This is a genomic window from Siphonobacter sp. (genome assembly GCF_048595215.1).
Taxonomy (GTDB): domain Bacteria; phylum Bacteroidota; class Bacteroidia; order Cytophagales; family Spirosomataceae; genus Siphonobacter.
Genome location: NZ_JBMDWJ010000006.1, coordinates 1 through 18942, shown reverse-complemented (window position 1 = coordinate 18942; position 18942 = coordinate 1). Strand labels below are relative to the sequence as shown.

Genomic DNA, 18942 nt, shown 5'->3' with positions numbered 1-18942 from the left:
TCCGATGGAAAAGAAATGAATAAAAATCAGTTAGGATAAAGCGGCCTCAAAAGCGGCTTCCGGACTTTCCTGAAGCTTGTTTAGGTAGAATGCCACCCGCTCGCCAAAGCCGGGTAAGGCATTCAGATCCGTACCCCAGAAATTCGTATTGCCGAGTACTTCCGAAAGCTCGCCCTGACGCGACCACCAGTCGAAATACCAGCCAGCGGGTTCGTCCTGAATGAGGTAGAACTCGCCGTTTCGTTCGCCAAAGTACTTGCCTCCTTCTTCTTTCACGGCTTTCATAAAGAGTACATACGCCGCAAAACCCAGGGCAAAACGTTCCGGAGCTGTACCCGTCTGCTCGTAATGCTTGAGCAGCAAAGGTACGTTACGGGTTTTCATCTTGGAGGTATAGTACAACGTAATACTGAGCAGTTTATGTTCCAGGAAGGGATTGGAAAAACGGTTCAGTAGACTGGCTCCGTACGTACGGGCCACCCCCAGCTCGATCGGGTAGGGAATGGCCGGGGCCAGTTCTTCAAACATCAATTCTTTTACGTAGCGGCTCGATACGGGATCGGACATGCTTTCGCGAACGGCGTTCTTACCGGAAAGATAATTCAGTCCGCAGGTCAGCGTGTGCGAGCCATTCAGCAGGCGAAGTTTCAGCTCCCGGTACCGATCAATATCGGGTTTGATGATCACGCCTAACGCATTGGCTTCGTCACAATCTACAGCATCGAAACTTAGTACGCTTTTTACTTTTTCATCGCCTTCAATAGCCCAGAGGCGGTATACTTCCGATACGCAGAGCAGGCCATCTTCGTAGCCCAGTTTTTGCTGGTATTCGGCCTGATCCGTCGCGTTGGGTTTTCCGGGAACAATCCGGTCCACCAGTGAATTACAGAAGGAGTTTGCCGTTTCCAGCCACTGAATGAAGTCAGCTTCGAGGTTCCCGCGACGAGCCAGCTCTAATACAATTTTCCGCAGATTCGTACCATTGTCAGGCACAAGTTCGGTCGGTACAATCACCATACCGCTTTCGGCTGAACCATTAAACGCTTTCCAGCGAGCGTATAGAAAGGCCGTCAGTTTTCCCGGAAATGATCTAGGAGGCGTGGCTTGCAAATCTTCGTTTTCGTCGAGCTGAATACCGATTTCCGTCGTATTTGAAGTAACAATCTGCATCTCTGGGTTGCTCGCACAGGCCAGAATTTCGGCCCATTGGCTCGGAGCCGCCAGCGTACGGGAAATACTGGCGTTGACGATGTATTCTTCAATCGGTTGTCCATCTTCGCCCAAGCCCCGAATCACCTGGGTAAAGAGTTGATCCTGCCGATCAAATTCGGACGTATCGCTGCCGGTTGATTTCACCACCACGATTCGGCCGTTGAATACGCCCTGTTGATTGGCTTTGTCCACAAAATAGTCGCACAAACCCCGCAGCAACACGCCCGTACCAAATTGCAGAATGCGTTCGGGTAATTCAAAAACGGAAGGATTGGGTAATTGAACCGGCACAGTTGCCGAAATTTGGGGCAAGTTTTTGCGGGAAAGCAACATGACTAAAACGTTAGTAAAGTTTGAAGTATAGGGTCGGGAATTTGCCGTAATCATCCAAGATAAGCTGGATGATTTGCTGATTGGCTCTTCTTCTGCCCTTGTATACAAGTGAAATTTTTTCGAATGATTCGTCTGTAAGGAAGGACGGGCGAAGTCAGATCATACCCTGAATAAAAAGAAATAATGGAAGCAGGAAGCTCAAACCCCACGCATTCGGATCCGACACACGCATCGAATGAGCTGGTACTCACCAAGGACGGTAGTCATACGCTGTACTCAGCCCGCTTCAACCAGTGGTATCATTCCCTGCACGGAGCCTTTGATGAATCGAAACGTATTTTTCTGGAATTAGGGCTGAATTATCTACTGGAATCGGGTAAACAGGAAATCCGGATTCTGGAAATGGGATTTGGTACGGGCTTCAACGCTCTGCTTACCTTGCTAAAGGCCGGGCAGTCACCCGTTGTTGTACATTATACTAGCCTGGAAGCGTATCCCGTTCCGCCCGAAGCGTATCGGCAACTCAATTATGATGAGTTTATGCATACAGCGGTTTTACAATCGTTGCACGAGGCGGCCTGGGATACGGACGTACACTTGTCGCCCGCCTTCACCCTGCGTAAAGTTCAAGCCACTCTTCAGGATTTCCTGGCGAATGAAACCCTCGGCGAGCCGTACGATCTGGTCTATTACGACGCCTTTGCTCCCAGCTCACAACCAGAACTTTGGACTACTGAAATCTTCTCCGGAATCGGCCGTCGTTTGCAGGTGGGCAGCCTATTGACTACCTATTGCTCCAAAAGCGTTGTACGGCGGGCATTACAAGCGGCTGGTTTTCGCGTCGAAAAACATCCCGGACCGCATGGTAAGCGGGAGGTAGTGCGAGCTATTTGGGAGCCGGAGCGTTCTAATGAACCTTATAACTGACATTTTTTAATCGTTTTTAGACATTTTGTCAGTATTTTATTTCTACATTTACCAATAAATAGACATTTTGTCATTATATTTTTAACTTTTGAGTTTGGTATAGCTGTTTTAATTATAGAGTCGTCCGACAATCAATGAGTCGGTTGAATATCGAAAACAATAAAAAACGTTATAGCCATGTCACTCGTAAAATTTCATCAACCTGCATTCCCTTCTTTAGTAAATCGTTTCTTTAACGATGACTTCTTTCAATCGTACAACCAAGTAGCGGGCAAGAACGAGTTCCACAATTTGCCTGCTGTCAATGTCAAAGAAAGCGAAGGAAACTTCCAGCTTGAACTGGCTGCTCCTGGTTTGAAGAAAGAAGACTTTAAAGTAAGCGTACACGAAAATCGTCTGGTAATTTCAGTTAAGAAAGAGAGCCAGAACGAAGAGAAAGCCGAAAAATACAGCCGGAAAGAATTCAGCTACAGTAGTTTCCAACGGGCCTTTGTATTACCCAAAACCGTAGATGGTGAGAAAATCGAAGCCAGCTATACCGAAGGAATCCTGTACCTGACGCTCCCGAAAAAAGAAGAAGCAAAAGCACAGCCTCGTGAAATTTCCATTGCCTAATCGTACCTAGTGCAGTTGGTTCGTGCGGAAAGAAGCAGGGAGAACTTTAGTGCTCTCCCTGCTTTCTTAACATTCAGCCCGTTCATTCTCCTATTATCACAATCTGTTGTTAAAAAACCTTAATCCCTTTATTTTCGCAACAGATTCTCTCTAAACCGCGTTAAGGTTAGCAAGTCTAAGAACTTAACTAGAACAACTTTTCGCTGATTCGATTTTGGAGCACTTTTTTACGTAAACTAGTAATGAATTTCCCTCTCCAAACAACGTTTAACAGCTATGAATAACAGCAATTGGAAATCTTTAGCCCTGGTCGGGGTACTGAGTAGCGGAATTACCCTGGGAGGTGCTCACCTCTTAGGATTAGGCTCTCAACGGGATGTGGTACTGACTGAAGCCAACGCTTCGGGAGCGGGTGCGAAGTTCACCACGAATATGGCCGGTATCCCCGGCGATTTCGTAGCAGCTGCCGACAAATCGACGCCGGCGGTGGTACACATCAAATCAAAAGTCGTACGTCAGGTAAGTCAGCGGCAGATGCCCAGCATCTTCGACTTCTTTGGCGATGAAGACTTCGGTGGTGGTCGTCGTCAGCCTCAACGGCAGGAAGGCATGGCCTCCGGTTCGGGTGTAATTATCAGCCCCGATGGATATATTGTTACGAACAACCACGTCGTAGCCGACGCTTCCGAACTGGAAGTAGTACTGAGCGACAAACGGAAGTTTAAAGCAAAACTCGTAGGTACGGACCCTAATACGGATATTGCCGTGATTCAGTTGCAGGGCGAAAAACTACCCGCAAACTTACCGTATCTGCCCTTTGCGAACTCGGATGATATTAAAGTAGGTGAATGGGTACTGGCCGTAGGTAACCCTTTTGATCTGGAATCAACGGTTACGGCAGGTATCGTGAGTGCGAAAGGCCGTTCCATTGGTATTCTGGGTGATCGCGAGAAAGCTCAGAGTCCGATTGAAGCGTTTATCCAAACGGATGCTGCCGTGAACCCCGGTAACTCGGGTGGTGCTCTGGTCAATTCTAGAGGCGACTTGATCGGTATTAATACGGCCATTGCCGGTGGTCAGACCGGTACATACGTCGGTTATTCGTTTGCTGTACCTTCTAACCTGGTGAAGAAAGTAGCCAGTGATTTGCTGAAGTACGGCAACGTTCAACGCGGTTACCTGGGTATTTCACAAATGCAGGTAGTGGATGACAAGCTGGCCAGCCAGAAAGATCTGAAAGCTACTTCCGGTATTTACTTCGGTAGCTTCGGTGAAAACCCGAACGCCAGTGCTGCGAAAGCGGCTGGTCTGAAAATCGGTGACGTCATTGTGAAAGTAGACGGTAAAGACGTAAACGACTTGCCTCGTCTGGTAGAACTGGTCGGTGCTCAGCACAAACCCGGTGACGTGGTAGTCGTAACCGTAAATCGCGATGGTCAACTGAAAGACTTCAACGTTACGCTGAAAAACATGGACGGTAGCACGGGTATCGTGAAATCGCCGGTTTCTTCACTCGTACAGGTTGAGTCTGTAGGTGCCAAACTCGACAACGTCACAAACAACGAGAAGACGAAATTCCGCATCAACGGTGGAGCCAAAGTGGTGGAGGTATTGCCCGATGGCTGGATGGAATACCAGGAAGTTCCAGTAGGCTTTATCATCACCAAAATTGACGATACGGTCATCAAAGATGCCAAACAAGCGGGTGACCTGCTGGCGAATCGTCGGGGTCGCGTGCGGATCATTGGTATCGATCCTTCGAGCGGACAACAATATCGTCTGGAAGGTACCTTACGTTAATTCTTCTTATAAATACAAAAATCCCCGTCAGTTGGCGGGGATTTTTGTATTTATGCGTCTGCAATTTGGTAAAAACGGGAAGCGTTCTTGCTGATACTTCCGTTTGATTTTACTTTTAAAAGAACTATTCGCGATAGCCTTATGCCGAAGTTAGACGTGACCGCAGTTGAAACATACGCTAAAGCGTATGCCGCACAACTTTGCAATGAACAGTACGCTCAGCAAAATCGAATCAACGGCGATGCCCTACTCCGTTTCAGTCCGGTATCCCAGGTTAACCTTTTTGTCATCCGAGACCTGTACGATGCCTGGAAAGAAACGGCTACTGCCTTTCGTAGCCCGTATTTCAACTTTGAAAGTGCCGAAGTCAAAACGGCCCTGCAAAGCTTTCTGAATACGGTATCGAAGCACATTTCCGTCGAACGTAAAGATTTGGAACCTCTCGTAGCGAAAGCTACCCACGAAAGTCTGGAATTATTACTGGCCCCGAAGGAGTATTATCAGGGCTGGTTACGCGAGCTTCCCGATTATAAGCTAACGGCGGATCAACTCAAAGCTTTTCAAAAATACAATCGCATTCATACGGGCATTGCCGGTGGTCTGGCCGAACGCCTGGGTACGGAAGCGGCGGCCAGTACCACCCAAGCCATTTTGTGGCTGGATTCGCTACTGAATGAACCAAGCCGTCTGGATGCCACACCCACCATCCTGGATCAGTTTGCGAAAACGCTACCCCTGGATGAATCTACGCTGTACGTAAAGGAGGCTTCTTCTAATTTTTTCGAACAGGTAGCACCGGGTATGGCGGGATCTTCCCCCTCGAAGGAAGAAGGATACGCGGGATCCTCTCTGGTGAGCCGATCGGAATCTTCAGGACCAGAACCCATGGCTTCAACGATTCCCAGCCCTTCGGTCCCTGCTCCGGATTACGCCGTTATTCCTACGGCACCTCCTGTAACCGTTGCGGAAGATGTGACGGCCAGTGTCAGCGATCCGTTTGCTATGCAACCGACGAACCTTAACGAAAAATTTCGGCAAAATTCCTCCGCCGCTGAGGAAACCGTAAGTAGTCAGTTTCAGCATAAACCGATTGCCAGCTTGCATAGCTTCATTTCACTCAACCATAAGTTCATTTTCATTAATCAACTTTTTCAGGGTGACGCCGCGGCGTACCATCACGCCGTAGATGAACTCGAAAAATGTCAGAGTTTCGATCAAGCGAAGGATTTGATGAATCGGGTCTATTCAACCCAATATAAGTGGCGGGATGTCGCCGATGAGGCCGATGACTTCTACGAAATTGTGAAGAGACGTTTCCAGGGATAAAAATAAAACCCCGACTTCTGAGAAGCCGGGGTTTTATTTTTATCCTTGAAAGCTAACTATTTAGCCGAAAGAATCTGGATTTCATAAACGAGCGGTACATTGGGAGCAATACTACCACTTCCCTGCTTTCCATAACCTAAAGCAGAGGGAATGATTAAGATGGCCTGCTCTCCTACTTTCATTTTTTGAACCCCCTGATCGAAGCCCGCAATTACGCCCCCTGCACCCGCAGTCATCACGAATTTATCCCCTTTCTGAATCACTTCGCCGTAGCTAGACTTCAATACATAATTCAATTCAACCGCTTTTCCTTTTGCAATAACATCACCCGTACCTTCTTTAACCCGAACGTATCGTAAGCCGTCTGACGTAGTTTCCGTTACCGTTAGCTTTTTATCGGCGATGTACTCCAAAATTTGCTCCGTTTCGTTTCGCGTTTTAATAAACTTCACATCAAACCGAATGGGCGTATAAGCGGGTAACGTTCTCGTTTTAGCTGAATCTAAATAAATGGCGTTATTCCCAAACGCTAAATTATGGGTAGCTAAAAGAATACCACTTTCTCCTTCTTTCATATAGGCAAGGCCTTCGCTCACGCCTGAAGCAAAAATATTGTAACCAAAGGCCTGATGTCTGGTAAGAACAGAAGAATCATTTACAAAGATCTTTTTATTGTCCAGAGTCGACATCTCTACTTTGTAGGTTACTACATCTCCTTCTTTAGGAGCTCGTCCTACAGGGTTTGTAGTAGTGATCTGATAATACAATCCCGAAGGAGATTTCGTAGGTTTTAAATTGTTGGCAGTGATGTAAGCTTGAATCTGCTTGTCATTCTCTTCGGCCTTTTCTTGATATTCATTATCCAGACCTTTGCAGCCGGTTAATAGAGCGGCACCCGCCAGCACAAGAGGAAGATAAAATTTCATTGGACAGTAAATTTTTTGTTAGAAAACGATGAAAGACACCAAAGAGGTGCCTTTCCGTTGGAATAAATCCAAGTAAATTTTCAAAAAAATTAAAAGAGCGGCTTACACCGGTAATTTTCCTTTTTTGACATCAATCAGCTCTACTTCAAAAACTAATACTGAATTAGGAGGAATGGCTCCAGGGGAACCCTGCTCGCCGTATCCTAAGGCCGAAGGAATCATAATTACTCCTTTTTCGCCCTTTTTCATCGTTTGAACCGCTTCATCAAAACCGGGGATCATTTGTCCGATACCTACGGGGAAGGTCAATCCTTCTTTGTGGTTTTCGTCGAAAATCTTTCCGCTTAGGAGTTTTCCAGCGTAGAATACTTTCACCGTATCTCCTTTTGCAGGAGCGGGGCCCGTACCCGGTTGCGTCGTAGCGTACTGTACCCCTGAAGGTAAGGTTACGGCGTTTTTCAGGTTATTTTTAGCGATGTACGCGGAGATATCACCCGCTTCTTTCTTCGGCCGAGCCGAACGTTCGGTCTCAGCCCGCTTCTGGAACGCTTCCTGGGTTTCAATTTTCAGCAGTTTTACCTGAAATTTAAAATCCGTACCTGCTTTGGCAAACGGAGGCAATTGCGTGGCTCCGGGGCCCCGGAACAGGGAATCTACGCTGATAAAGAAAGTAGCACTGTCACCAGCCGCTAACATTTTCATTCCGTCTTCGAAACTTCCTTTGTAGGGACCTTTTTGAGCCAGCATCACCAGGGGTTGGCCTTCCTTCTGCGAATCCCGCAGTACGGAATCACCCGGCGTTTTCACGACCATATGGAACGTTAGTACCTCTCCGTCTTTGGCTACTTTCCCTTTTTCATCGTGTTCGTGAAACTGGTACTTTACTCCATTTTCCGCAACACTAACCTTGAACTGGTTACAGGACCACAGCGTGGCAGCAGCCAAAACCGGCAGCACCCATCGTTTTTTTTGCATGAGAATTGATTCTATTTCAGAGTTTAATTACAAAAGTACGGAATTGCTTGGAAGCTTAGGCTTCATCCAATTGGTCTTTAATTTCAGGCAAGAGCGAAATCAGTCGCGTTACGGCCTCATCGAGTGATTCCTGCGTACGACCACCCGCTGCATTCCGGTGCCCTCCCCCATTGAAATGCTTCCGGGCAAACTCGTTGACGGCAACATCACCCACCGAGCGGAAGGAAAGTTTGACTTCCCGATCGCGTTCGATAAGTAGTACCGCCATCACGACGTTTTCAATGGAAAGAATATAGTTTACAACCCCTTCCGTATCGCCAGTTTGCGAATTGAAGCGTTTCAGCTCTTCGGCCGTCAAAGCCACGTAAGCCGCCCGATACGCGGGAAGAACATTCAATTTTTGGGAGAGTACATAGCCCAAGAACTGCATGCGTCCCAAGGAATTGTTATCAAAAATGAGCCGATGAATTCGGTTGGTATTTACTCCTAATTCGATCAGCTCGGCCGCCATGCGGTGCACGGCAGGATTGGTACTGGGGTGACGGAACGAACCAGTATCCGTCATCAGGCCCGCGTACAGACATTCACCGATTGCTACATCGAGCAGTTCTTTACCACCGAGTTCGTTGATAAGCTGGTAAATGAGCTGAGCGGTAGCCGCTGCCGAAGGTTCAGAAATAACAATCGAAGCGAAATCTTCGGGGTGATGATGATGATCAATCATCACCTTAGGCAGGGGTGAGTTCCGAATGATAGCTTCCAGGTCATGCAGACGAGCCAGAGCATTAAAATCCAGGCAGAAAATGACGTCAGCCGCAGCAACCGTCTGAGCAGCCAAAGCTACAGTCCGCTGGCTAAACTCAATGACGTCTTCGTTGCCCGGCATCCAGGCCAGAAAACGAGGAGCTTCGGAAGGCGTAATAACCCGGACGGTATGGCCTTTCTTACGTAAGTAACCAGCCCAGCCCAGCGAAGACCCTAAAGCATCAGCATCTGGATTGTAATGAGTAGTGATTACTACCCGTTGCGGCGTTTCGACCAGCCTTTTCAAGGCTTCTAACGCGTGTGGATTCAGACTCAAATCGCTCATTTTTTCTTAGTAATCCTACTGCGGCACAGGGATTATGTGACTTTTCTGGGTTAATGCAACTCCTCTGTTCGCTCCAGTATTCGATCTATCCCTTCCAGTTAAAGCCCTAAATATTTGAAATTCAGAAATTTATCAACGAATAAATTCAAGGATAATTTTTTACGAGCGGGCAAAGTTATTGAAAAACAGAGCAAAAACCTTTGCATTTGTGTACGGCTTGTCCTTTCGGTAAAAATGTATCCCTAAATTGCGAGCAGAATTTCGGCAGACTGCCGGTTCTATTCATTCGTATATCCTGACTTATCGCTGGATTTCAGCAGATTAGTCCATTCATCCCAATCTAAATTCTTTAACTTTTAACGAATCTATGGCAAGCAATCGCACATTTACGATGATCAAGCCCGATGCCACCGCAGACGGTCATACGGGAGCAATCATCAAACTCATTGAAGAGGCTGGTTTTCGGATTGTAGCTTTGAAGAAAACCCTGCTAACGCAGCCACGGGCCGGTGAATTTTACGCCGTTCACGCTGAACGCCCCTTCTACAAAGATCTTTGTGCCTACATGTCTTCAGGTCCTATTGTCCCGATGATTCTGGAGAAAGAAAATGCAGTTGCCGATTTTCGTAAGTTGATTGGAGCAACCAATCCGGCCAATGCCGAAGAGGGAACCATTCGAAAGCTGTTTGCAAAGTCCATGGAAGCGAATGCCATCCACGGTTCTGATTCGGATGAAAACGCGGCCATCGAGTCTAATTTCTTCTTCGCAACTACGGAGCAGTATTAATAAAAGCGATTAGCAAAAGAGGTTTGAAAACGAATTTCAAACCTCTTTTGCTTTAGTATTCAGACCTAACCCATTTCCTATGAACGAATTTGCCCTCTACCTACAGCTCGGTTACGAGCATATCACTGACCCTAACGGTTACGATCATATTATTTTCATCATCGCTTTATGTGCCATTTATCGGCTTCGCGACTGGCGACGCGTGCTGATTCTGGTTACGGCCTTTACACTCGGTCATAGCGTCACCCTGGCTCTGGCTACGCTTCAATATATTCAGTACCGTACGGATGTCATTGAGTTTCTGATTCCGGTAACGATTCTTTTCACGGCCATTACCAATCTATTTCAGAAGAGTCGTACGGACAGTATTTTAACTCCTGACCCACCCGTGAATGCAACCCCCCGTTATTTGATGGCCCTGTTTTTCGGTCTCATCCATGGGATGGGCTTTTCCAACTTTCTACGCAGTTTACTGGGAAAAGAAGCCTCGATTGTCAAACCATTACTGGCCTTTAATCTAGGACTGGAACTGGGTCAGTTACTGATCGTTCTCATTATTTTAACCATCGCGTGGGTACTCATTGACCTATTCCGAGTCAAGAAACACGACTGGAAACTTGTAGTATCAGGTGCCGTAGCGGGTATTGCGATTATTCTGATTAAAGAATCAGATTACTGGAAAGAGCTGATGGGCTAGTGGATAGTACGCCAACAAAAAACCCATTGATCGAGGTGATTCAATGGGTTTTTCGTTAGGTTAATACTACAAGACCTGTTAACTATCTCAAAATCAGTACCCTTTATAGTTCAAGACGGTTAATACGGTTTTCCAGATAATTTTGAATTCCAATCCAACCGTCCAGTTTTTGATGTAGTATAAGTCATACATCAGTTTATGGCGGGCATCCTTTGCTCCTGCTCCGTACGGATACATCACCTGAGCGTAGCCCGTAATTCCTGGTTTGATGGCATGGCGGCTAGCGTAATGAGGAATCATTTCTTCGAAACTTTCCGTAAATATTCGTCGCTCGGGTCGAGGACCTACCAAAGAAATTTCCCCCCGAAACACGCTCAGTAACTGAGGTAACTCATCAATACGGGTAGCTCGCATAAACGCTCCATACTTAAATACACGTTTATCCTTTTTACTGGAAAACTGAGCCCCGGCAGCTTCGGCATCTAGCCGCATAGAACGGAACTTAATGCAGTAAAACTCCTTTTGATGAAGGCCTACACGGCTTTGACGGTAGAAAATGGGGCCAGGCGACTGTTGGGCGATTCGTATACGGCTCCATAACCACAAAGGGCTTGAAACAGCCAATAGTAAGGAAGAAATAGACAGGTCAATAATGGTCTTGCTCAGGTTCTGAAGCCGATTTTTTCTTTGAACTAAAGCAAGCAGGGGATTTGATTCTTTATGAGATTCCGGTACGTATACCTTCTTCAGATACTTTTCACAAAAATCATATACGGTGAGAATTTTTATATTCTTATTCGCACTAGCAGCAAATTCATAGATAATCTGATAACGCTCATCGTACTCGGGATTAGCCACCAGATGAACATCCGTATAGCCTTCGAAGATAGGAGCCAGAGCTTCGCGTATGAGATAGGTCTCATCGACCAGGCGAGGCACTAAAATAACCTCTCTGTATCGAGTCAGTAAAATTTTGAGATCATGCTTCTGGAGAAAATAATCATAGCCCGTAAACAATATAATTTGTTTACCAATTGATTTCTTACTCTTTAAACGGTGAATATATTGCTGGCAGGTTGGATATAAACGTGTATTCATAAATACATTAAATTTCGGCCATGAAAGATAAACAACATATAATAATCCTGAGCAGGCGAAATCTAGGCGTGTAGAATGCACAGGCTAATCTAGCTTACAGATACAATACTACAAAGGTTCTTGTTAACATTTCTTAAAAAATTAATCATGAGCGGAACTCCAAATCAGATAAATACAAGTCTTCACGGATATTTTCTTGATAAAATACAAATAGCAGTCATTGGTTTAGGATATGTAGGATTACCACTGGCGGTAGCCCTAAGTCAAAAGTACCTAACTATCGGATTTGACACTGATCATCAGAGAATAACAGAACTGGAAGGTTACGTTGATTCAACTAATGAAGTAACTACATTAGAATTAAAAAAGGCAACCAATCTAAAATTTACCCACAATTCTGACTTAATCCGTTCCTGCACCATATACATCGTTGCCGTTCCTACACCGATTGATGCATTCAAGCGTCCAGAATTATCCTATTTACTAGCAGCCAGCCGAACCATTGGACAAATGCTAAAAAAAGGCGACTTAGTCATCTATGAATCCACGGTTTACCCAGGCTGTACCGAAGAGGACTGTGTACCTGTACTGGTAGAAGAAAGTGGACTACACTATAACCAAGACTTCTTCTGCGGTTATTCGCCTGAACGAATCAATCCTGGAGACCCTACTCGTCCTGTAACCGCTATCAAAAAAGTTACTTCCGGTTCAACCCCTGAAATAGCAGAGTTTGTAGATCAATTATACAGAAGTGTTATTACGGCTGGAACGTTCAAAGCTGCTTCAATCAAAGTAGCTGAAGCTAGTAAAGCGATTGAAAATGCTCAAAGGGACGTTAACATCTCTTTCATGAATGAGCTGGCCCTACTCTTCGACCGATTGGGAATTGATACTCAGGAAGTACTGGATGCAGCTTCTACCAAATGGAATTTTTTGAACTTTCGACCTGGATTAGTAGGAGGACATTGTATCAGTGTAGATCCTTATTATTTACTCTATAAGGCTGAAAGTGTAGGATATTATCCTGAGGTTTTGCTGTCGGGCCGCAGAATTAATGATCAAATGAGTATCTTCATAGCTAATAAGCTCGTAAAACTTATGATTAGAAAAGGGCATCGGATTGAAGGTAGTAGAGTTCTTGTACTAGGAATAACTTATAAAGAAAATTGTCCAGACGTGAGAAATAGCAAAGTAGTGGATATAATTAAAGAGCTTACTGATTTTGGCATAATTACTGATGTATGGGATCCAGTAGCATCACCCACCGAAGTAAAAAAACAACTTAATATTGAGTTAATAACCCAATTAGATAGTAAGTACGAAGCAATCGTTCTAGCTGTATCACATAACTTATTTTATTCTTTAGATTGGGAAAATCTAAAAAATCCTAATACAGTTATATTTGATGTGAAAAATATATTACCTAAAAATTTATCTAGTGGACGTCTTTAATCAATTATTTGACATATCATAGTATAGATTTTCGTGTTTTTCTAGCATTGAATTTAAATGAAAATGGGTATTGAAATGAGCTAGAGAATTATGAGATAAGTCAATTAATTGAGCTGGATTACGAAATAATTCTTGTAAACGCTTAGTTAGCTGATCTACAGCACCTTGAGCAATTAAATAACCATTATAACCTTCTATTACTTGTTCTTTGATTCCATCTACATCAGTAGCTATAACAGGCAATGAACAAGCCATAGCTTCTAAAATAGATATTGGTAATCCCTCCCAATTTGTGATAAGCAAAAAAATGTGAGATTGCTGTAAATAGGAGTTTACATCTAAAACTTTACCTGCAAAATGAATACGATCTATAATTCCACAATCTATAGCCATTTCTCTGGTAGAATTCAGAAGCTCTCCGTCGCCTAATAGGTTAAGAAACCAGTTTTCGTGTTTAAGTTTTGCTAAGGCTTTAATTAAGGTAGCATGATCTTTCTGAATAGAAAATCTTGCTGACATAGTTAGAATAAAGGGAGCCGAAGAGTCTGGTAAACAATAGGGTACAGTTCTGTTTATGGGCTTAACTCCACAATAAATAACGTTTATCTTATCTGAAGTTATAACTTTATACTTGATGGCAATTTCTTTATTAGCATTAGAGACTGTAACTATCTGATCAGATAATTTAGCCATTATCTTCTCTATTGCTAAGTAAATTTTTAAAGACTTACCGGACATGCCCTCTGCAAACGACCACCCATGTGCTGTAAATATATTTGGAATTTTTAAGTAAAAGCAGGCTAAACGAGATATAATTCCTGCTTTACTCGAATGAGAGACAACAATATCTGGCTGTAATTTTCTTAATAATTTCACGAAATGCATTATAGCCAGACCATCCTTTAAAGGATTAATTGATCTGATTAAATGTTTTAATAGAATAACTTTTACACCTGCTTTTTCGGCTAATTCCGTCAATTGACCACTAGTTCCAACGACTAAGGTAACTTCATGTCCTTGCTCAACCAGATATATACACAACTCTAGTACGTATTTCTGAGCCCCATACAACTCGTGCCCTAATGTAATAAATTGAACTATTTTCATTGATAAGTATGATCAAATATTAGAAATATAATTAAACTAATATTATCCAAATAGTTGAATAAAACCAACAGTATCATAATATAATACTATACAATTCATAACACCGTATTAGTAAACGTTTATGAATTAAATGACTAAAAAATAACTAGACATCTAATAGGCACTTGTGAAGGCATACATATACTTTAATAATTTAACAAAACATAACTACTAATATGCTGTTTAACAATCTCTATACTGATAATTAAATCAATCTATTGTAAATAAAATGTCAAACTAATCATAAGTTATTGAGGTTTATACTCACGAAGTCTAAACATAGTTTATAACACTACTTAATCCAAAGCTCTTTTCTTATCAAAACTAACAGCATCAAAACTTTTATTAGATGAAATATATAAATAATATCCAAAAACTATAAATAAAATCAAGAAATTACACCGATATCTAATCCCGCTACCTGGATTCAATGCTCCAAATGGATAATGAACAAATAACAACCAAAAGTAAGTAAAAAACCATAAGGACAAGTTTTGCAAACTTATATATACAAACCCCTTTATGTACATACTTTTCACAAACCAGTAAAATACTATTAGGCAAATAATTACGCTTTCTATAAAAAAAGGAGCTTGTATAGGTTTTTCCATAACTTCTGAAATTGTGGGACCCACAAAAGCAACGAACATTCCTATCGGAGCATATTTAAAAAAATCACCTGAGTTCACCCAAGGATCATCGCGAGTCGAATTACTATCCTCAATAGAGAAGTGCAAATGTTGTAAAGAGGCAAAACTTTCAATGAAATCTGAAAAATAGTATATTATAATTATTTCAGATACAGTGATAACTCCAATAACTAATATGTTAACAAATACATTTAGCTGTAATCTAAATATGAAAGCAATTAACAGAATATGTAATATAGCTATCATGTATTGAGGTTTAAAAAGCAGACAAAGATAAAAAGCTAATAGTTCAAGCAAATTTAGTCTGTAACGATTAACTTTAAGAACCTCTATTAAGTAGCCACAAATAATTCCCATATAGAAACTCCCTATTGCTTCCTTTGATACAATCGAGGTCCATATGCCGAACGAAGGAAAACTTAAAACTGCTAGTAGCAATATTAACTCCTGAGTACTAAGATTTAATTTTAAAACTGCGTACCTTATTCCTATAAAGGATAAAATAGCACATGGAATATGCACAAGTATCGTATTTAAAGATATGATCCGTGAAATAGCTCCTATCAAGTCCATTAATACAGTAGATGGACCAGCTGCATCTTCACTTAAGAAAGGAATAGTTGATAACAAATCAGGAAATGAAGCACTTATATACCGTTCCGTATCTCCTAAGATTGTTAGTTTAGAGAAAACAAAAACAGCAAAAATCATATAAAACACTTTTCCTAGGAAAAAAAATAACCAAATTTTCTCTTTATTGATATTTATCATTATTGCGGAGATAATTATACTTAATAGTAAACTCTAAATTAATAAATTTCAAATAGCCACTTTGATTATAATTACTTTAATTGGTGTATAATAAACTATGAAGCAGAGGCTGAAGATGAAAACTGCTTCACAGTTTTAAACTTAAAATGAATAAGAGAAAAAATAAAATACATTACATAATTTAAAAAATATAACATAGATACATTATGAAAATTATCTTTACTTATGAACAGGTATGATAAGATACATATTGAAATAACGTTAAATATTACCTCAAACAATATAGCATCGAAAGTTAATGCTTTTGCTAGCATAATTGACCCAAATAGCCAACCCATCATTTTGAAGAATTCACCGAGAAGTTGATAATCAAGTAAGACTATCATCGAGTTAAACTCTGATGTATAAAGTATTCTTATTACTAATTCTTTAAATAAGAAAACGAAAAAACATAAACTAGACATAATTATGGTTAAGAAAAAAATATTCTTTCTTAACCATAGTTTCAATACAGATTGGTTTTTTATGTTAGATACAGCTGGAATGAAATAGGCAGAAAACGTTATATTAACAAAAAATGAAATTCCAAATGATATGCGATTCATTGCATCCCAAATTCCAGCATCTGTAATTCCAACTCTATCGATAATTATCTGCCGTATAAATATTTGAGCTAGTGGAATACTTGTAGCATTGATAAAAGTAAATAATGAATATTTAAGTAACTTCTTTACTAATATCCAGTCAATTTTAAAAGTTATTTTGTATTTCAAAAAATCTTTTAAATCTACTAGTAATAATCTACAAATAAAGCCAAATGATTGAAAGGTAGCAGTGGCAATTAACGCACCATGTATTTTTAAAAAATATATAAGTGTAATCGAATATATTAATCCAAATAAAGAACTAATGATCGTATACTTAGCAGATAAATTGTATTTTTTAGCACCAACTAATATTGAATTATTTAGATTTTGAAGGCTATACCCTATTATAAAAAATCCAGTTAATACTAGCACATACCCATATTTTTCGCTACCCAAGAAATATATGGATATATCATTAAAACTTACGAACAAAATAATTGCTACCAATAATGAGAACATTATTGTCATCAGCAGTGCCGTATTGTTTAGTTTGTACTGCCTAATCACCTGATCTTTATAATCAGCTGTATATTTTGTTACGCCAACAGTCATTCCCCCTGTAGCTATAACCTGAAGTATCGATATAATATTTTGTAGTTGAGATACTAAAGTCACCCCTACAGGGCCAATAAGTAGAGAAACAATTTTAGTAGTTAAAAAGTATATCAATACTTTTACAATATTACTCAGACTAAAAAAAGCCTTATCTTTATGTAAATTTATTGAATCCTTTAACGTATTTATTATCTTCACAACTATACTCCTTTAATTTTTTTATAAGAATAAATAAGCAGTTGTATAAATAAAGAATAAAAGAAACTAGCAATTAAAAAACCTATTACAATTTGAAATCGCTTAGGACTACTTCTCATAATCGGAACTTTGGCAGGCTCTAATACTTTAAGTACAGGAGTCTCTTCCTTCATTTTTATTTGTGACTGTTCGGCTTGCTTGGCCAGTTCTGAATAAAGATTTTGAGCAATCAATAATTCTGCTTGCAAACCACTTTCATCACTGGTAGAACTATTCAAAAAGGGATTGCGATTTTTGTCACGATATATTCTTAGAGAACGTTCTGCATTTTCGAAACGCTTTTTAGCTTTATCTCTTTGAGCAACTAAAAACGTTGCTTGCTCTGCCTGTTTATTATTTCGATAGCGTAACATATATTCTATTAAATATTCTGTAGAATACTGAGCTATCCAAGCTGCTGCTATAGGGTCTGGCATCACAACGTTGATAGTTATTATACCTGTTTTTTTGTCTAAACCAGCATTGATTCGATTCGATAAATCATCAAGTAAGTTTTGTCGATCTTTTGTTAAAACCAGGATTTCCGAAGGAAATGCTTTTGATATATGTTTTTTTGAAATGTCAACATCTTTACTGCTCTCAAATAGATTAAAATTAATTAAATCGAAGTGAGATTTTTGACGAGCTAAAAAATCTTGTACTGTCTCATTTCCCAAATCTATAGATGCTATTTTCAGTTCAGCAACTTTTAATAAAAAAGGAGTACTCTCTAAAACGCTTGGGTATAAATCAGGTCGTATAGCCTCTGAAACTTGTACATTATCTAAATTTATGCCAGCTAAGTCTGCTAAAGCTCGAAAGCTACCTAAACTACTTTTATTTTGAAGTTCAGGTAAGATTTTTACACTTGAGCTATACTCTTTAGGAGCTAGCAAAGCATATATTACTCCTATTATCACAAATATGACGCTGTTTACCAAAAAGTACCAACGTTTTTTTCTTAAAAATTTAATAATACTTGATGTGTGAATTACGTATTCAGATGAACTCATAACTATTGAATATTTATAGCAGTATGTGAACCATTTAATTTCGAAGTACACTAGCTAGTACAGATCCAGTAGCAATTAATAAAGACCCAATTAATGAAAAGACTGCAATCTTCTCCGCTGGATCCATTCTACGTTGACTTGTTGTGTCCTGAATAGGTACGTTAATTATTGCTCCAGGTTCTACTTTTGGATATGATTTAAAACCTATAAATTTTTTCGTTGTACTGGTTTTACCATTAGCGTAGGTTACATATACTTTTTTCCTAAGAGCTTCATCTGTAAAACCCCCAGCCTGTGATATATACTTTTCAAGAGAATTATCTTGATAGTTAACTGTAGCTGGATTCAATACACCTCCCACGATTCGCACTAATTCATCTTTTTGAGGAATCTGTAATCGATCTTCATCTTCTAATCTCAAGTTGTCATTAGATTTTGGATTTTTTAAAATCCTTTCTAAATCAACAGCCACTAATTCTCCGTGTCGATAAAAACGAGCTGCTTTTAGAAATGCCTTATCTTTTAACCCTCCAGCCCTTTTAATTATATCAACTAGTCGCTCGTCCTTTCGCTGAATTGCATACTTGCCTGGATAATTTACTTCCCCTACTATTTCTACCAATTTTTGTACTTCATAAGCCGGGTCTGTTCTTACATATGCAATATCATAAGGCTGTAGAGTAAA

General features: G+C 41.0%; 17 protein-coding genes. 7 read left to right on the top strand and 10 right to left on the bottom strand.

Annotation, left to right across the window (positions count from 1 at the left end):
• Positions 1-30: 30 nt before the first annotated feature.
• On the bottom strand, positions 31-1545 hold the full coding sequence (locus ACOJTG_RS00310; RefSeq protein WP_420151972.1) for a tagaturonate reductase: 1515 nt from the start codon (positions 1543-1545) through the stop codon (positions 31-33).
• A 183-nt stretch (positions 1546-1728) separates the two neighbouring features.
• On the opposite strand from ACOJTG_RS00310, the gene mnmD reads away from it, so the two are divergent.
• The 4 genes from mnmD to ACOJTG_RS00290 all read left to right on the top strand — a co-directional run bounded on the left by mnmD (position 1729) and on the right by ACOJTG_RS00290 (position 6213).
• Complete coding sequence (mnmD, locus tag ACOJTG_RS00305; RefSeq protein WP_420151971.1) at positions 1729-2472, top strand: tRNA (5-methylaminomethyl-2-thiouridine)(34)-methyltransferase MnmD; 744 nt, start codon at positions 1729-1731, stop codon at positions 2470-2472.
• Between the two features lie 177 nt (positions 2473-2649).
• Positions 2650-3087: an Hsp20/alpha crystallin family protein gene (locus tag ACOJTG_RS00300; protein WP_420151970.1), complete on the top strand. Its 438-nt coding sequence runs from the start codon at positions 2650-2652 to the stop codon at positions 3085-3087.
• Positions 3088-3363: 276 nt separating this feature from the next.
• Complete coding sequence (locus ACOJTG_RS00295) at positions 3364-4887, top strand: trypsin-like peptidase domain-containing protein (protein WP_420151969.1); 1524 nt, start codon at positions 3364-3366, stop codon at positions 4885-4887.
• Positions 4888-5028: 141 nt separating this feature from the next.
• Complete coding sequence (locus ACOJTG_RS00290; protein ID WP_420151968.1) at positions 5029-6213, top strand: hypothetical protein; 1185 nt, start codon at positions 5029-5031, stop codon at positions 6211-6213.
• A gap of 56 nt (positions 6214-6269) precedes the next feature.
• Here the strand turns inward: ACOJTG_RS00290 and ACOJTG_RS00285 are convergent, their stop codons facing one another.
• The 3 genes from ACOJTG_RS00285 to ACOJTG_RS00275 all read right to left on the bottom strand — a co-directional run bounded on the left by ACOJTG_RS00285 (position 6270) and on the right by ACOJTG_RS00275 (position 9204).
• Positions 6270-7139: an FKBP-type peptidyl-prolyl cis-trans isomerase gene (locus tag ACOJTG_RS00285; protein ID WP_420151967.1), complete on the bottom strand. Its 870-nt coding sequence runs from the start codon at positions 7137-7139 to the stop codon at positions 6270-6272.
• A gap of 102 nt (positions 7140-7241) precedes the next feature.
• A complete protein-coding gene (locus ACOJTG_RS00280; protein WP_104709548.1) occupies positions 7242-8114 on the bottom strand; it encodes an FKBP-type peptidyl-prolyl cis-trans isomerase in 873 nt (290 codons plus the stop codon).
• 55 nt (positions 8115-8169) lie between these two features.
• On the bottom strand, positions 8170-9204 hold the full coding sequence (locus ACOJTG_RS00275) for a DHH family phosphoesterase (protein WP_420151966.1): 1035 nt from the start codon (positions 9202-9204) through the stop codon (positions 8170-8172).
• A 367-nt stretch (positions 9205-9571) separates the two neighbouring features.
• Between ACOJTG_RS00275 and ACOJTG_RS00270 the strand changes: the two genes are divergently transcribed.
• Both ACOJTG_RS00270 and ACOJTG_RS00265 read left to right on the top strand, forming a co-directional pair.
• Positions 9572-9991 carry a nucleoside-diphosphate kinase gene (locus ACOJTG_RS00270; RefSeq protein ID WP_420151965.1) on the top strand — a complete coding sequence of 140 codons (420 nt, stop codon included), beginning with the start codon at positions 9572-9574 and terminating at the stop codon, positions 9989-9991.
• Positions 9992-10070: 79 nt separating this feature from the next.
• The gene (locus tag ACOJTG_RS00265; RefSeq protein ID WP_420151964.1) at positions 10071-10688 is read left to right on the top strand and encodes a HupE/UreJ family protein; all 618 of its coding nucleotides are present in this window, start codon (positions 10071-10073) and stop codon (positions 10686-10688) included.
• A 93-nt stretch (positions 10689-10781) separates the two neighbouring features.
• Here ACOJTG_RS00265 and ACOJTG_RS00260 read toward each other — a convergent pair whose 3' ends face one another.
• Positions 10782-11867: a sugar transferase gene (locus ACOJTG_RS00260; protein ID WP_420151963.1), complete on the bottom strand. Its 1086-nt coding sequence runs from the start codon at positions 11865-11867 to the stop codon at positions 10782-10784.
• A 66-nt stretch (positions 11868-11933) separates the two neighbouring features.
• Here ACOJTG_RS00260 and ACOJTG_RS00255 point away from each other — a divergent pair, with 66 nt between their 5' ends.
• The gene (locus tag ACOJTG_RS00255) at positions 11934-13238 is read left to right on the top strand and encodes a nucleotide sugar dehydrogenase (RefSeq protein ID WP_420151962.1); all 1305 of its coding nucleotides are present in this window, start codon (positions 11934-11936) and stop codon (positions 13236-13238) included.
• Here ACOJTG_RS00255 and ACOJTG_RS00250 read toward each other — a convergent pair whose 3' ends face one another.
• From ACOJTG_RS00250 to ACOJTG_RS00230, 5 genes are all read right to left on the bottom strand, one after another.
• Positions 13239-14345: a glycosyltransferase family 4 protein gene (locus tag ACOJTG_RS00250; RefSeq protein ID WP_420151961.1), complete on the bottom strand. Its 1107-nt coding sequence runs from the start codon at positions 14343-14345 to the stop codon at positions 13239-13241.
• Between the two features lie 335 nt (positions 14346-14680).
• Positions 14681-15745 carry a hypothetical protein gene (locus ACOJTG_RS00245; protein WP_420151960.1) on the bottom strand — a complete coding sequence of 355 codons (1065 nt, stop codon included), beginning with the start codon at positions 15743-15745 and terminating at the stop codon, positions 14681-14683.
• A 155-nt stretch (positions 15746-15900) separates the two neighbouring features.
• The gene (locus ACOJTG_RS00240; RefSeq protein ID WP_420151959.1) at positions 15901-17205 is read right to left on the bottom strand and encodes an O-antigen translocase; all 1305 of its coding nucleotides are present in this window, start codon (positions 17203-17205) and stop codon (positions 15901-15903) included.
• 2 nt (positions 17206-17207) lie between these two features.
• Entirely contained in the window at positions 17208-18257 is a 1050-nt protein-coding gene (locus ACOJTG_RS00235; RefSeq protein WP_420151958.1) for a Wzz/FepE/Etk N-terminal domain-containing protein, read from the bottom strand.
• Between the two features lie 34 nt (positions 18258-18291).
• Positions 18292-18942: SLBB domain-containing protein (locus tag ACOJTG_RS00230; protein ID WP_420151957.1), on the bottom strand; the 651-nt coding region annotated here is incomplete at its 5' end.

What these genes read in the sequence shown, in the direction of transcription:
- ACOJTG_RS00310 (WP_420151972.1), bottom strand. Translation starts at nt 1,545, where the DNA reads ATGTTGCTTTCCCGCAAAAACTTGCCCCAAATTTCGGCAACTGTGCCG.
- mnmD (WP_420151971.1), top strand. Translation starts at nt 1,729, where the DNA reads ATGGAAGCAGGAAGCTCAAACCCCACGCATTCGGATCCGACACACGCA.
- ACOJTG_RS00300 (WP_420151970.1), top strand. Translation starts at nt 2,650, where the DNA reads ATGTCACTCGTAAAATTTCATCAACCTGCATTCCCTTCTTTAGTAAAT.
- ACOJTG_RS00295 (WP_420151969.1), top strand. Translation starts at nt 3,364, where the DNA reads ATGAATAACAGCAATTGGAAATCTTTAGCCCTGGTCGGGGTACTGAGT.
- ACOJTG_RS00290 (WP_420151968.1), top strand. Translation starts at nt 5,029, where the DNA reads ATGCCGAAGTTAGACGTGACCGCAGTTGAAACATACGCTAAAGCGTAT.
- ACOJTG_RS00285 (WP_420151967.1), bottom strand. Translation starts at nt 7,139, where the DNA reads ATGAAATTTTATCTTCCTCTTGTGCTGGCGGGTGCCGCTCTATTAACC.
- ACOJTG_RS00280 (WP_104709548.1), bottom strand. Translation starts at nt 8,114, where the DNA reads ATGCAAAAAAAACGATGGGTGCTGCCGGTTTTGGCTGCTGCCACGCTG.
- ACOJTG_RS00275 (WP_420151966.1), bottom strand. Translation starts at nt 9,204, where the DNA reads ATGAGCGATTTGAGTCTGAATCCACACGCGTTAGAAGCCTTGAAAAGG.
- ACOJTG_RS00270 (WP_420151965.1), top strand. Translation starts at nt 9,572, where the DNA reads ATGGCAAGCAATCGCACATTTACGATGATCAAGCCCGATGCCACCGCA.
- ACOJTG_RS00265 (WP_420151964.1), top strand. Translation starts at nt 10,071, where the DNA reads ATGAACGAATTTGCCCTCTACCTACAGCTCGGTTACGAGCATATCACT.
- ACOJTG_RS00255 (WP_420151962.1), top strand. Translation starts at nt 11,934, where the DNA reads ATGAGCGGAACTCCAAATCAGATAAATACAAGTCTTCACGGATATTTT.
- ACOJTG_RS00250 (WP_420151961.1), bottom strand. Translation starts at nt 14,345, where the DNA reads ATGAAAATAGTTCAATTTATTACATTAGGGCACGAGTTGTATGGGGCT.
- ACOJTG_RS00245 (WP_420151960.1), bottom strand. Translation starts at nt 15,745, where the DNA reads ATGATTTTTGCTGTTTTTGTTTTCTCTAAACTAACAATCTTAGGAGAT.
- ACOJTG_RS00235 (WP_420151958.1), bottom strand. Translation starts at nt 18,257, where the DNA reads ATGAGTTCATCTGAATACGTAATTCACACATCAAGTATTATTAAATTT.